The 12,652-nt window shown below is 71.4% G+C and carries 14 protein-coding genes; 7 read left to right on the plus strand and 7 right to left on the minus strand.

Annotation, left to right across the window (positions count from 1 at the left end; genetic code table 11):
* Positions 1-61 precede the first annotated feature (61 nt).
* Both RKD20_RS35165 and RKD20_RS35170 read left to right on the plus strand, forming a co-directional pair.
* Positions 62-238: a hypothetical protein gene (locus RKD20_RS35165; RefSeq protein WP_424881228.1), complete on the plus strand. Its 177-nt coding sequence runs from the start codon at positions 62-64 to the stop codon at positions 236-238.
* Positions 235-1,332: a sensor histidine kinase gene (locus RKD20_RS35170; protein ID WP_424883392.1), complete on the plus strand. Its 1,098-nt coding sequence runs from the start codon at positions 235-237 to the stop codon at positions 1,330-1,332. Before RKD20_RS35165 ends, RKD20_RS35170 begins: the two co-directional genes overlap by 4 nt.
* Here the strand turns inward: RKD20_RS35170 and RKD20_RS35175 are convergent.
* Together RKD20_RS35175 and RKD20_RS35180 are read right to left on the minus strand one after the other, a co-directional pair.
* Positions 1,307-1,822: an NUDIX hydrolase gene (locus tag RKD20_RS35175; RefSeq protein ID WP_424881229.1), complete on the minus strand. Its 516-nt coding sequence runs from the start codon at positions 1,820-1,822 to the stop codon at positions 1,307-1,309. The genes RKD20_RS35170 and RKD20_RS35175 overlap by 26 nt on opposite strands.
* A gap of 59 nt (positions 1,823-1,881) precedes the next feature.
* Positions 1,882-2,775, minus strand: a complete 894-nt coding sequence (locus tag RKD20_RS35180; protein ID WP_424881230.1) for a DMT family transporter — start codon at positions 2,773-2,775, stop codon at positions 1,882-1,884.
* Between the two features lie 517 nt (positions 2,776-3,292).
* Here RKD20_RS35180 and RKD20_RS35185 point away from each other — a divergent pair.
* From RKD20_RS35185 to RKD20_RS35200, 4 genes are all read left to right on the plus strand, one after another.
* On the plus strand, positions 3,293-4,243 hold the full coding sequence (locus RKD20_RS35185) for a hypothetical protein (RefSeq protein ID WP_424881231.1): 951 nt from the start codon (positions 3,293-3,295) through the stop codon (positions 4,241-4,243).
* A gap of 29 nt (positions 4,244-4,272) precedes the next feature.
* The gene (locus RKD20_RS35190; RefSeq protein ID WP_424881232.1) at positions 4,273-5,805 is read left to right on the plus strand and encodes an APC family permease; all 1,533 of its coding nucleotides are present in this window, start codon (positions 4,273-4,275) and stop codon (positions 5,803-5,805) included.
* Between the two features lie 123 nt (positions 5,806-5,928).
* On the plus strand, positions 5,929-6,657 hold the full coding sequence (locus RKD20_RS35195) for a molybdopterin-dependent oxidoreductase (protein WP_424881233.1): 729 nt from the start codon (positions 5,929-5,931) through the stop codon (positions 6,655-6,657).
* Entirely contained in the window at positions 6,641-7,261 is a 621-nt protein-coding gene (locus RKD20_RS35200) for a cytochrome b/b6 domain-containing protein (RefSeq protein WP_424881234.1), read from the plus strand. The genes RKD20_RS35195 and RKD20_RS35200 overlap by 17 nt, the downstream gene beginning before the upstream one ends.
* A gap of 38 nt (positions 7,262-7,299) precedes the next feature.
* On the opposite strand, the gene RKD20_RS35205 is transcribed toward RKD20_RS35200, so the two are convergent.
* The 3 genes from RKD20_RS35205 to RKD20_RS35215 form a co-directional block, all read right to left on the minus strand.
* On the minus strand, positions 7,300-7,899 hold the full coding sequence (locus RKD20_RS35205; protein ID WP_424881235.1) for a YdcF family protein: 600 nt from the start codon (positions 7,897-7,899) through the stop codon (positions 7,300-7,302).
* 113 nt (positions 7,900-8,012) lie between these two features.
* The gene (locus RKD20_RS35210; protein ID WP_424881236.1) at positions 8,013-9,410 is read right to left on the minus strand and encodes a GntP family permease; all 1,398 of its coding nucleotides are present in this window, start codon (positions 9,408-9,410) and stop codon (positions 8,013-8,015) included.
* 100 nt (positions 9,411-9,510) lie between these two features.
* Entirely contained in the window at positions 9,511-10,017 is a 507-nt protein-coding gene (locus tag RKD20_RS35215; protein WP_424881237.1) for a gluconokinase, read from the minus strand.
* Positions 10,018-10,154: 137 nt separating this feature from the next.
* Here RKD20_RS35215 and RKD20_RS35220 point away from each other — a divergent pair, with 137 nt between their 5' ends.
* Entirely contained in the window at positions 10,155-10,856 is a 702-nt protein-coding gene (locus RKD20_RS35220) for a FadR/GntR family transcriptional regulator (protein ID WP_424881238.1), read from the plus strand.
* 1 nt (position 10,857) lies between these two features.
* Here RKD20_RS35220 and RKD20_RS35225 read toward each other — a convergent pair whose 3' ends face one another.
* Complete coding sequence (locus RKD20_RS35225; protein WP_424881239.1) at positions 10,858-11,250, minus strand: YchJ family protein; 393 nt, start codon at positions 11,248-11,250, stop codon at positions 10,858-10,860.
* On the minus strand, positions 11,247-12,623 hold the full coding sequence (locus RKD20_RS35230) for a M1 family metallopeptidase (protein ID WP_424881240.1): 1,377 nt from the start codon (positions 12,621-12,623) through the stop codon (positions 11,247-11,249). Before RKD20_RS35230 ends, RKD20_RS35225 begins: the two co-directional genes overlap by 4 nt.
* Between the last annotated feature and the right edge of the window lie 29 nt (positions 12,624-12,652).

The following is a 12,652-nucleotide window of genomic DNA, read 5'->3' on the forward strand; positions in this document are numbered from 1 at the left end:
GCCGGGCCGTATGCGGATTTCGATACACCGGCGATATGCGTCGGTTCGTAGCATCGGGACCATGCGAGTGCTGACTGCCGAGGACGAGCCCGGTCCGGCGGAGGCCATCCGCGACACCTGGCCGGCCGCCAACGCCTGCGACATCGCCCACCGCATCGCACGAATCGAGAACGCCGACCCGCAACACGAGGCCGGCCGGCAAGCAGGGAGCGGACCGTGGACAGGCAGCCGGGGCTGAGCGTCCGCCTCAAACTCACCCTCAGCTACGCGGGGTTCCTCATGGTCGCCGGAGTGCTGCTGCTCGCCGCGGTGTGGCTGTTCCTGCTGCGGTACGTCCCCAACCGCGCGATGCTCTACAACCCCGACGACGGACCCACGGGCGGTGTCTTCCCCATCCGGTCCGCCCTGCTGGGGGTCTTCGCCCCGAGGGCGGCCGCGGTGCTGGCGTTCCTGCTGGTGTTCGGCCTCGTGGGCGGGTGGATCCTCGCCGGCCGGATGCTCGCCCCGCTGACCCGCATCGCGGAGGCCACCCGCTTGGCCACCCACGGATCGCTCTCCCACCGGATCCTGCTGCCGGGTCACAAGGACGAGTTCCGCGAACTCGCCGACGCCTTCGACGCGATGCTGGCCCGGCTGGAGGCGCATGTCGCCGAGCAGCAGAGGTTCGCGGCCAACGCCTCGCACGAGCTGCGCACCCCGCTGGCCGTCTCGAAGGCCCTGCTCGACGTGGCCCGCGCCGACCCGCACGCCGACACCGGCGAAGTCATCGCACGCCTTCACTCCGTCAACGCCCGGGCGATCGACCTCACGGAGGCACTGCTCCTGCTCAGCCGCGTCAATCAGCGGTCCTTCACGCGAGAACCCGTGGACCTCTCCCTCCTCGCGGAAGAGGCCACGGAGGAACTTCTGCCGCTGGCGGAGAAGCACGGGGTCACCCTCGAGACCGGCGGGGACGCCGCCCCCACCAACGGGTCCCACGCGCTCCTGCTCCAGCTCACGACGAACCTCGTGCACAACGCGATCATCCACAACCTGCCCGAAGGGGGCACCGTGCGGGTCACGACCGGCGTGAGCCCCGGGGCGGTGCTGCTCACGGCCGAGAACACCGGCGATCGGCTCACCCCGGAGCTGGCCGCGACGCTCACCGAACCGTTCCAGCGCGGCACCGAGCGCGTGCACACCGATCACGCGGGCGTGGGGCTCGGCCTGGCCATCGTGAAGACCATCACCCACGCCCACGACGGAACGCTCGCCCTGGCCCCGCGCCCTGGCGGCGGGCTGCGCATCACGGTGGCGCTCCCGGCGGTCAGCCCATCGACCGGTACGCCCTGAGCCGCTCGTAGGCCGCCAGCCCGTCCGGGACCCACGCCCAGTCCCGCAGCCGCAGCTCCACCTCGTCCTCGGTCAGGAAGTCGTGCCAGGCGACCTCCTCGACCTGGGGACTGACCGGGAGCTCACAGCGGACCTCGTACACCGCGGACCACCAGGTGTGGCCGGCGCCGTCGTCGTACAGGAACTTGAAGAGGTACTCCGGTCGGGGCAGGCCCGTCACCCCCAGTTCCTCCTCGGCCTCGCGCAGGGCCGCGTCGTCGTAGGACTCGCCCGCGCCGACCACGCCGCCCACGAACATGTCGTAGAGGGACGGGAAGACCAGCTTGGTGGGCGTGCGGCGATGGACGAAGAGCCGCCCCTCGGCGTCCCTGGCCTGGATGAAGACACAGCGATGACGCAGGCCCTGGGCGTATGCCTCACCACGCGGTGACTGTGCGACGACGTTGTCGTCTTCGTCGACGATGTCGAGGATCTCGTCAGCAGCGCTCATGTCCCCCATCCAAGCAGGGGTACGGGGCCATGCTCGGGGGGCGTCCCTGCGGGGACCCCTCAGCTCGGCTGAAGATTCCGCGTGGGTTCCGACCGGTCGGCTCCGCGAGGCATCGCGGGATGCATCCCCAGCAGCACGATGCCCGCGACGATGGCCGCGAGCCCCACCGCCTCCCAGGTCAGCGCGGCGGTGTCGGTGCGCAGGCGGTCGCCCAGGAAGCCCACCCCGCACACGATCCCGGCGAGTGGCTGGGCCGCGGTCAGCGCGGGCAGCGACATCCGCAGCGGCGCGGTCTCGAACGCGCTCTGCACCAGGACGAGCCCGGTGATGCCGAGGGCCAGCACGGCGTACGGCTGCCAGCTCGTCAGCAGCTCGGCGAGGCCGCTCGCGGAGAAGCGCTGGCCGCTGACCCGGGTGAGGGCGTCCTGGACGCCGTAGAGCAGACCGGCCGCCAGGGCCAGCAGGACCGGCCCCGCACTGAGCCGGGAGCGCTTGGCATAGGTCGTGAGCAGCAGGGCCAGGCCGATCATGACGCCGATGATCAGCCAGTGGCGGAAGGGATCGGTGACCGCCGTACCACCGCGCGGCTCGCCCGCCACGATGAACGCGGTCACCCCGCCCGCCAGCAGCGCGAGCCCCGCCCAGCCCTGGCGGCCCAGCGGCTGCTTGGTCTGCCTGCGGGAGAGGGCGAGGGCGAACAGCAGGTTCGTGGCGAGCAGGGGTTCGACCAGGGAGACCTCGCCCTGACCGAGCGCGATCGCGCCCAGCACCATGCCGACCACCATCAACCCGATGCCACCGAGCCAGCGCGGTACCTTCACCAGGTCGAGGAGCAGCCGGGGGGAGAGGAAGTCGCTCAGCGGGGCCTGACGGGCCGCGTTCTGCTGGAGCACGAAGCCGAAGCCCAGGCAACAGGCAGCACTCACGGCGAGAATCAGAACCAGAACCGACACGCTGCGTACCTCGATCGTCCGGCCGGGCGGCGGGGTGGTTGTCGCCGACTGTAGCGTCCCAGCGTCCGGCATGCCCCTGGGAGTACCCGGATTCGGGCCGTCGACTCGGCCGCCGAACCATTCTCGGCGGCGGGGTGTCCCGCCATGGTGCGGTGCCGGGAAGGGCTGCGCCATGGCGTACGCCACAGAAGCGGGGCCTTGACCCCGCCCCACCAGCACCGCGTCGCCACAACTTCCTCTCAAGTGTAGAGAGTTGACGCGTGTAATGAGCCTTCGACCCTTGACGCAAACCATTGGCGGGGGGTTGGCTGTCCGTGATCAGTCGATGGCCGTGCGAATCGGCACCCCGGCCTGCGAGCGTCGACCGTCGGCCTGCCCGCATCCTCCCAGGCATCCCGCCTTTCACCCGGCCCGCACCCACCCCGTCACCCCCGGCACTCCTTTCCGCCCCACCTGCCCCCTCACCCCCTTCCGCCCCACCGGCCACGCGCCATGTTCCGTGAGGAAAACCCACACGGTGTCCCCGCCCCCACCGCCCTTCGGCCGCAGTCGGAAACGCGCCTCCCAGGCCTTCGACGCGGCCCTCGACGACGCCGAACTCATCGACGTGCGCGCCGCGTTGGCGCAGGGCAGGTGGCAGGCGGCCCGGGCGTTGCTCACCCGGACAGGTGATGAGTGGGACCGGCGGGGCCACCGGGTCACGGTGCTCGCGGCCGAGCCGTACAGCGACGCCTGGGCCAGGGACTGGCTGGTGGCCGAGCCGGACTCCGCCGACGCCGCCGTACTGCTCGCCCTCGCGCTGGTCCAGCGCGTCCGGCGGGGCAAGGGCAAGCCCACCGCCGCCCGCGAGGCCTGCCGGACCGCGGCCCGTCTCGCGCCGGCCGACCCCACCCCCTGGCTCGGCCTGCTCCTGCTGGAGCGCGACCTCGGGGCGGCGGACGAGGTGGCCCACGTCTTCGGCGAGATCCGCCGGCGGCACGCCGACCACCACCACGCCCACCACCTGATGGTCGCCCGGCTCGCCGAGCGCCGGGCCGACACCGGCCCCGACCCGCTGCACGAGGTCTACGACTTCGCCAACTGGGCCGCCGAACAGGCCCCCGCCGACTCACCGCTCGCGATCCTGCCGGTCATCGCGCACACCGAGCGCTACCGCGCCCTGGCCGCCGCCGGGCACGAGCCGCACGACCCCGCCGCCTCCGCCCACTGGACCGGCCGCCGGGCCCGGCAGGTGATGAAGGCGGCCTTCGACTGGTGGCTGGAATGGGAGCACGAGGGCCATCCCCGCCGCCTGGTCGACCTCAACTTCCTCGCCCACGCGAAGGTCTGCGAGGGCCGCGGCGCCGAGGCCGCCGCCCTCTTCCACCGCATCGGCGAACGCCCCACCCCGGCCCCCTGGTCCTACCCGGACCGCGAGCCGTACTCCGCCTTCCGTGCCGCCCGCGACCACGCGCTCGGCACGGTGTGACACCCCCGAACCCCAGAAGGACGGTCCCCATGGCCACCGAGAGTTCCAGCAAGAGCAGACCAGGCATCAGTACGTTCAAGGGGCAGGACCGCGCGCTGCGGGCCGGCCGCCTCGGCACCGGGGGCCTGCTGCTCTCCGTCCTCGCCGCGACCGCCCCTCTCATGGTCGTCGCTGGTGTCATGCCCACCACATTCGCGGTGATGGGGATCGTCGGCCAGCCCCTCCTCTTCGTCATCCTCGGCGTCGTGCTGGTCCTGTTCAGCGTCGGCTACGCCGAGATGAGCCGGCACGTCCACAACGCCGGCGCCTTCTACGCCTACATCTCCCGGGGCCTCGGCGGCACCGCCGGGGCGAGCGCGGCCCTCGTCGCCCTGGTCGCCTACAACGCCCTCCAGGTCGGCATCTACGGCATCTTCGGCTTCGAGGTCTCCAGCCTGCTCGCCACGTACGCCGACCTGTCGGTGGCCTGGTGGATACCGGCGCTGGTGGCCGCCCTGGTCGTCGGCGCGCTGGGCTGGCTCAAGATCGATGTCAACGCGCGCGTGCTCGGCGTCCTGCTGATCATCGAGGTCGCCCTCGTCGTCACCTTCGACATCGCCGCCGTCGCCGACCCGGCGGCCCAGGGCCTGTCGCTGCACGCCTTCAACCCGGACACCCTCAGCGGCGCCGGCGTCGCCACCGCCCTGTGCTTCTGCATCGCGGCCTTCACGGGCTTCGAGCAGGCGCCGGTGTACGCCGAGGAGACCAGCCGGCCGCACATCCTCGTGCCGCGCGTGATGTTCCTGGCCGTCAGCGGGGTCGCCGTGTTCTTCGCGCTCAGCAGCTGGGCCCTCACCGTCGCCACCGGTCCGTCGGCGATCGTCGCCGAGTCCCAGAAGCAGAGCGCCGGACTGCTCTTCGGCCTCACCGAGTCCCGGCTCGGCGGCACCTTCACCGATGTCCTGCACTTCCTCTTCGTGACCGGCATGTTCGCCGCCCTGCTCAGCTTCCACAACGTCGTCGCCCGCTACGCCTTCGCCATGGGCCGCGAGGGCCTGCTGCCCGCCGCCTTCGGCCGCACCAACAGCGCGAGCGGCGCGCCCGGCACCGGCTCGCTGCTCCAGACCGCCGTGTCCGTGGTGGTCGTGGCCGTCTTCGCGATCGCCGACGACAAGCCCACGGGCGACCCGACCGTGCCGGTCCTGCACCTGTTCACCTGGTTCGGCAACATCGGCTCCCTCGGCGTGATCGTGCTGATGGCGGCGGCCTCCGCGTCCGTGGTCGTCTTCTTCGTCCGGCGCGGCGCGGCCGGTGCCCAGGCCTGGCGCCTGGTCACCTCGGCCGTCGCGGGGATCGCCCTGCTGGTGATCGCCGTCTACACCGTGAAGGACTTCGACGTCCTGGTCGGCGCGGGCCCGGGCTCCTCGCTGAGCTGGGTGCTGCCCGGCATCATCGGGCTGGCCGTGCTGGTGGGCCTGGCGCAGGGCCTGCTCCTGCGGGCCCGCAGGCCCGAGGCACACGCCCGGATCGGGCTCGGCAACGAGGCGTTCCAGCTGGAGAAGGCGGCGGGGGAGACGTCGTAATCCTCGTCGCGACCCTCCGCGCACCGGACGCTCGCTGAGAACCGGGTGAGAAGTGGTTACGGAAGTCTGACGAGCACCCGCGAGTCCTGGTCCCGCAGGCCTCGCGGGTGTTCGAATGAGTACGTGAACTCCGAACAGCCCGAGGAGCAGCGCGGTACGCCGATCGGCCGCCGTGTCTTCCTCGGCACCCTCGGCCTGGGCGCCCTCGGTGTGGTCGCCGCGCCCACCCTGCAACGCGGCCTGGAGGCCTTCCTCGGCAGCGCCGCCGACAAGGACCCCACCGGTCTGACGGGGCTGCTCCCCAACGGCGGCGGCTTCCGCTACTACTCCGTGACGTCGTCGGTGCCGCACAAGAACGCCGGGAACTACCAGCTCAAGATCGACGGTCTGGTCTCGCACCCGCGGACGTACACCCTGGCCGACCTGCGGGCGCTGCCCCAGACCCGGCTGGTCAAGGACGTGCAGTGCGTGACGGGCTGGCGGGTCCCGGACACGCCGTTCGAAGGCGTACGGCTCTCCGCGCTGCTGGACGCCGCCGGAGTGACCGCCAAGGCGGGGGCCGTCCGCTTCAGCTGCTTCGACGGGGCGTACACCGAGAGCCTCACCCTCGACCAGGCCCGCCGCCCGGACGTCCTCGTGGCCCTTCGCATGCAGGACAAGGACATCGGCCACTCCCACGGCGGCCCGGTCCGCCTCTACGTGGCGCCGATGTACTTCTACAAGTCCGCCAAGTGGCTGTCCGGCATCACCGTCACCGAGGACGTGAAGCCGGGCTACTGGGAGGACCGGGGCTACGACGTGGACGCCTGGGTGGGCCGATCGAACGGACGGGATGATGATCCTACGAGTTGACGCGCCACCGCAGGCGCCCGTCCGGCGTTTCGGCCGCAGCCAGAGGTGGGTCCACCGCGCGACCGCCGCACTGATGGGCGTCTGCGTGGTGACGGCGGCCTGTCTCTACGTCCCCCAGTTCGCCGAACTCGTCGGCCGCCGTGAGCTGGTGGTCCGCGTGCACGAGTGGGCGGGCCTGGCCCTGCCGGTACCGGTCCTCGCGGGCCTGGCCTCCCGCGCCTTCCGCGCCGACCTGGGCTTCCTGAACCGCTTCGGCCCGCACGACCGGGTCTGGCTGCGGGCCGCGTTGCACCGCGACAAACGCCGATCCTCCCGCCCGGCGGGCAAGTTCAACGCGGGCCAGAAGGTCTACGCCTCCTGGATCGCCGGCGCGACCCTCGTGATGCTCGGCACCGGCCTGCTGATGTGGTTCACCCACCTCACCCCGATCCAGTGGCGTACCAGCGCGACCTTCGTCCACGACTGGCTGGCTCTGACCATCGGCATCGTCCTCGCGGGCCACATCGGCATGGCCCTCGGCGACCCGGAGGCCCGACGGGGGCTGCGGACGGGGTCGGTGAGCCGGGAGTGGGCGGAACGGGAGCACCCCCTGTGGCGGCCGTAGCGCGACACGCTGAGTGACCCCACGGCGACAGCCGCTCGCTACGGCGCGAGCCTCCGCTCGTCGGCCCGCAGACCGCGGAGCGTCCACAGTCCGTACAGCGCCAGCAGCGGTTTGACGACGATCCATTCGCCGGGGCGGTAGTCGTCGGCGCGCACCAGCCGCGCCGCCAGATCCGGGCGCTGCCGCCGCAGGTACGCGCGGGCCTTGAGCGCGTGAGCCGGCTGGGAGACGATCTTGATGCGGTCCACGTTCTCGAGCAGCGGGATCACGTTCGTGATGTTCTCCCACGTCGTCGTGGACCGGTCCTCCAGGAGCACCGGTCCGTCGAACGCGAGCACCGACTTCGCGTAGTCGGCCATCAGCCGGGCCTCCGTGGCACCGCTGCCGGTGGTACCGCCGCTGAAGATCACGCGGGTCCCGTGCCCACCGTCGGCGGTGACGGAGCGGATCCCGGCACGGACGCGCCATCGGTTGACCAGGTTCACCGTCGTCCGGGAGTTGCGGTAGCCCAGCACCACCACGGCCGCCAAGGCGCCCTCGCTGTTCCCCACCAGTGCTCGGGACCAGCGCCAGTTCGCCCACTCGCCCCAGGCGAGGACCGCAGCCCCGGCCACCGCCAGTCCCGTCCGTCGTCGCATGCGGTGACTCTAGGGCACCTCGACGCCGGCTCCCCGGGGTCGGGCCGGCAACGGCGGACGGGCGAGGCCGGAAACCGTGCCTCGCCCGTCCGGGTGCCCTCGTGGTCGTACCCCTAGAGGACCAGCGACAGCAGCAGCACCAGACCGCCCGCCACCACGGAGATGATCGTCTCCATGATCGACCAGGTCTTGACGGTCTGACCGACGCTCAGACCGAAGTACTCCTTGACCAGCCAGAAACCGGCGTCGTTGACATGGCTGAAGAAGAGCGAGCCGGCGCCGATGGCGAGGACGAGCAGGGCCGTGTGGGCGGTCGACATGTCGGCGGCGAGCGGGGCCACCAGGCCGGCCGCGGAGACCGTGGCCACCGTCGCCGAGCCCGTGGCCAGACGGATCGCCACCGCTATCAGCCAGGCCAGCAGCAGCGCCGGTATCGACCAGTCCTTGGAGATGTCCAGGACCATCTGACCCACACCGGAGTCGATCAGGGTCTGCTTGAAGCCGCCGCCCGCGCCGACGATCAGCAGGATGCCCGCGATCGGCGCGAGGCCCTTCTCGACGAGCGGGGTGAGGCGGTCCTTGCCGAAGCCGGCGGGGCGCAGGAGCGTGAAGATGCCCACGAGGACCGAGGCCAGCAGGGCGATCAGCGGCGAGCCGACGACGTCGAAGACGCGCTGCACGGTGTGGTCGGGGTCGTCGATCACGATGTCGACCAGCGCCTTGGAGAGCATCAGGACGACCGGGAGGAGGATCGTGGCGAGCGTGGGGCCGAAGGCGGGGCGCTTGTCCAGTTCCTCCGAGGCACGCTGCGGGATCATCCGGTCGGGCGCGGGGACGTCCACCCAGCGGGCCGCGACCTTCGAGAACAGCGGCCCCGCGACGATCACCGTCGGGATGGCGACCAGCACGCCGAGCGCGAGGGTCACTCCAAGGTTGGCCTGCACCGCGTCGATCGCCACCAGCGGGCCGGGGTGCGGCGGCACCAGTCCGTGCATCACGGACAGACCCGCGAGGGCCGGGATGCCGATCCGCATCAGGGAGTAGTTGCCGCGCTTGGCGACCATCAGCACGACCGGGATCAGCAGCACGACGCCGACCTCGAAGAACAGCGGCAGCCCGATGACGGAGGCGATCAGGACCATCGCCCACGGCATCGACCGGCCGCCCGCCTTCGCGAGGATGGTGTCGACGATCTGGTCGGCCCCGCCCGAGTCGGCGAGCATCTTGCCGAGGATCGCGCCGAGGGCGATCAGCACGCCGACGCCGGCGACCGTGGTGCCGAGTCCGGTGGTGAAGCTGAGGATGGCCTTGTCGAGCGGCGCTCCGGCGACCGCGCCGAGCACGAGCGTGCCCAGGGTCAGCGACAGGAACGCGTGGAGCTTGAACTTGGTGATGAGCAGCACGATGACGGCGATGCCCACCAGGACGGCGATGCCCAGCTGAGCGTGACCGGCCGAGGTGATCGGCTCCGGTGCGTCCGCTGCCAGCATCTCGACGCTGAGTCTGGTCACGGGGGTTCCCTTGCAGGTACGGGGACATTCTTCGGAAAGGGGTGATGCGGGGAGAGGGGTGATGCGGGGGACAGGGGTGTTGCGCAAGTGAAAAACGGTGTTACGGGAGTTCGGCGAGCGCCTTCGCGGCCCGGCCGGTGATCTCCTCCGGACCGCCGGACACGTCCACCACGACCCCGGCCTCGTCCTCCTGGAGGGGCTGGAGCGTGGCGAACTGCGAGTCGAGGAGCGCGGTGGGCATGAAGTGCCCCTGCCGGTGCGACATCCGGTCCTCGATGAGGGAGCGGTCGCCCGCCAGGTGCACGAAGACGACCCCGGGCGCCTCGCCCCGCAGCCGGTCGCGGTACGACCGCTTCAGAGCCGAGCAGCTGACCACCCCGCCGAGTCCCGCCCGCCCGTGCGCCCAGGAGCCGATGGCGTCCAGCCACGGCCACCGGTCGTCGTCGGTGAGCGCAGTTCCGGCCGACATCTTGGCGATGTTGGCCGGGGGGTGGAAGTCGTCGCCCTCGGCGTAGGGGACGCCGAGCCGGGCCGCGAGCAGGGGACCGATGGTGGTCTTGCCGGTGCCCGCGACGCCCATGACCACGACGACCTTCGGGGTACTCATCGCTGCCTCACTGTCTGTTGTCGCCCTCGACATCCGATGTCGACGCAACTGAAGCCGATTACATACGACAAATTCAAGACCCTGTGATGAATAAGTCTGACTTTTTCTGGGTGTGACGCGCCCCGTACTCTGAGTGCATGAGCACATTGGGCCGGGGGCTGCACGGACGCGTACTGGAGGCCCTCGGACCCGCGATCACCGCGGGCGAGTACCCGCCGGGCAGTGTTCTGCGTACCGACGAGCTCGCCCAGCGTTTCGACGTCTCACGCTCCGTGATGCGCGAGGCGGTCCGGGTCCTGGAGTCCATGCACCTGGTCGAGTCCCGCCGCCGCGTGGGCGTGACGGTCCGCCCCAAGGCCGAGTGGAACGTCTACGACCCCCAGGTCATCCGCTGGCGGCTGGCCGGCGCCGACCGTCCGCAGCAGCTGCGTTCACTGACCGTGCTGCGCTCGGCGATCGAGCCGGTGGCGGCGGGCCTCGCCGCCAAGCGCGCGACCGCCGAACAGTGCGCCGAACTCACCGAGTGCGCGCTCGGCATGGTCGCCAACTCAAAAGGCCACCGGCTGGAGGGCTACCTCCTCCACGACATCGCCTTCCACCGGGTGATCCTCAACGCCTCCGGCAACGAGATGTTCGCCCGCCTCGGTGACGTCGTCGCCGAGGTCCTCACCGGCCGCACCCGCCACGAGGTCATGTTCGAGGACCCCGACCCGGCCGCCGTCACCCTCCATGTCCGGCTCGCCGAGGCGATCCGCGCGGGCGACGCGGGCCACGCGGAGGAGCTGACCCGCGAGATCGCGGAGGGCGCCCTTCAGGAACTCGACATCCTCGCGCCGTAGTTCAGCCGAGGAACTCCCCGTCGACGTACACCCAGGCTCCGTCGACCCGCTCGAAACGGCTGCGCTCGTGCAGGGAGCCGCCCTTGAACGAGGCGCGGAACGTCACCGTCCCGGAGCCGTGGAAGGCCGAACCGCCGGTCGTGTCCAGGATCTCGAGGCCGGTCCAGCGCATGGCCGGGTCGAGGTCCAGCGAGCCGGGACGGGTCCGCGGGTGCCAGGTGCGCAGCAGGTAGTCCCGCTCCAGCTTCACGAAGGCGCTGTAGCGCGAGCGCATGAGCGCTTCGGCGGTGGGCGCCGCCGACTCGCCCCGGTGGAAGCGGCCGCAACAACTGTCGTACGGCTCCCGAAGACCGCAAGGGCAACCGGGCCGTTGCCGCGAGACACGTCGGGTCACGGCTGCACCCTGCCGGTGTTGGTCGGCGGGTGCGTCGGCCGCGCCGGGATCGGCGTCGGCAGCGGCGGCAGCGCCACGCCGTACACCCACGCGTCGAAGAGTCCGTTCAGCGACTCGTCCGCGAACCGGTTGACGTGGGCCGTGAACGTCGAGGTGGTCACGGCCCCGCCCCGGTGCAGCCCGGCCCAGCCGCGCAGCATCCGGAAGAACGCCTCGTCGCCCATGGCGCAGCGCAGCGCGTGCACGGCGAGCCCGCCACGCTCGTAGAGCCGGTCGTCGAACATCGACTTGCGGCCCGGGTCGGCCAGCCGCAGGTCCTGGGGCAGCGAGGACAGCAACCGGTGCGCGGCAGCGGCCAGTTGCTGGGCCGTACGGCCCCCCGAGCGCTCCGACCACAGCCACTCGGCGTATTTTGCGAACCCCTCGTTCAGCCAGATGTGCCGCCAGTCTGCGATGGACACGCTGTTGCCGAACCACTGGTGCGCCAGCTCGTGCGCCACCAGCCGCTCCCAACCCCGGGCGCCGTCCACGTGGTTGGCGCCGAACAGCGACAACCCCTGGGCCTCGACGGGCACATCGAGCTCCTCCTCCGTGACGACGACCGCGTACTCGTCGAACGGATACGGCCCGAACAGCTCCTGGAACAGCTCCATCATCTGCGGCTGCCGTGCGAAGTCCCGCGAGAACTCCGGCAGTAGATGCGCCGGGATGTGCCCGTGCTGCGGCACCCCGCCCGGCCCCGGGTCACCGAGCAGCACCGTCTGGTACTTGCCGATCGACAGCCCGACGAGATAGCTGGAGGTGGGCGCGGCCTGCTCGTACACCCAGGTCGTCGTGGACGCCTTGGTCGTACGGGTCAGCAGCCGCCCGCCCGCCACGACCGCGTAGGCGGAGGGCGTGGTGATCGAGATCTGGTACGACGCCTTGTCCGCGGGCCGGTCGTTGCACGGATACCAGGACGGCGCCCCGACGGGCTGGCTCGCCACCAGCGCCCCGTCCTCCAGCTCCTCCCAGCCCAGCCCGCCCCAAGGGCTGTGCACCGGCTTGGGGTTGCCCGACCAATGGACCTCGACCGTGAACGCGGCTCCGGGCCGCACCGGCTTCGCGGGCCGGACCCTGAGCTTCCCGCCCCGGTGCGTGTAGTGCGCCGGCCGGCCGTCCACCCGTACCCGCCCGATCTTGAAGTCGGACAGGTTGAGCATGAACTCGGCGAGCGGTGAACGCCCCGCGATGGCGTTGATCCGGGCGCTCCCGGCCAGCCGGTTCGGGGCGGGGCGGTAGTCCAGCGCGAGCTCGTAGCGGTGCACCCGGTACCGGGCGTCACCGTGGTCCGGGAAGTACGGGTCCGAACCCGCCGCCTGCTGAACTGCCACTGCCGCTTCCGCTCCCTGCGCCGCGTTGC

Origin of the sequence: Streptomyces sp. SLBN-8D4, from assembly GCF_049739545.1 — a bacterium.
Lineage (GTDB): Bacteria > Actinomycetota > Actinomycetes > Streptomycetales > Streptomycetaceae > Streptomyces > Streptomyces canus_C.

Excerpts from the sequence above, each read along its gene's own strand:
- RKD20_RS35165 (WP_424881228.1), top strand. The coding sequence starts at position 62 with ATGCGAGTGCTGACTGCCGAGGACGAGCCCGGTCCGGCGGAGGCCATC.
- RKD20_RS35175 (WP_424881229.1), bottom strand. The coding sequence starts at position 1,822 with ATGAGCGCTGCTGACGAGATCCTCGACATCGTCGACGAAGACGACAAC.
- RKD20_RS35190 (WP_424881232.1), top strand. The coding sequence starts at position 4,273 with ATGGCCACCGAGAGTTCCAGCAAGAGCAGACCAGGCATCAGTACGTTC.
- RKD20_RS35200 (WP_424881234.1), top strand. The coding sequence starts at position 6,641 with ATGATCCTACGAGTTGACGCGCCACCGCAGGCGCCCGTCCGGCGTTTC.
- RKD20_RS35205 (WP_424881235.1), bottom strand. The coding sequence starts at position 7,899 with ATGCGACGACGGACGGGACTGGCGGTGGCCGGGGCTGCGGTCCTCGCC.
- RKD20_RS35215 (WP_424881237.1), bottom strand. The coding sequence starts at position 10,017 with ATGAGTACCCCGAAGGTCGTCGTGGTCATGGGCGTCGCGGGCACCGGC.
- RKD20_RS35220 (WP_424881238.1), top strand. The coding sequence starts at position 10,155 with ATGAGCACATTGGGCCGGGGGCTGCACGGACGCGTACTGGAGGCCCTC.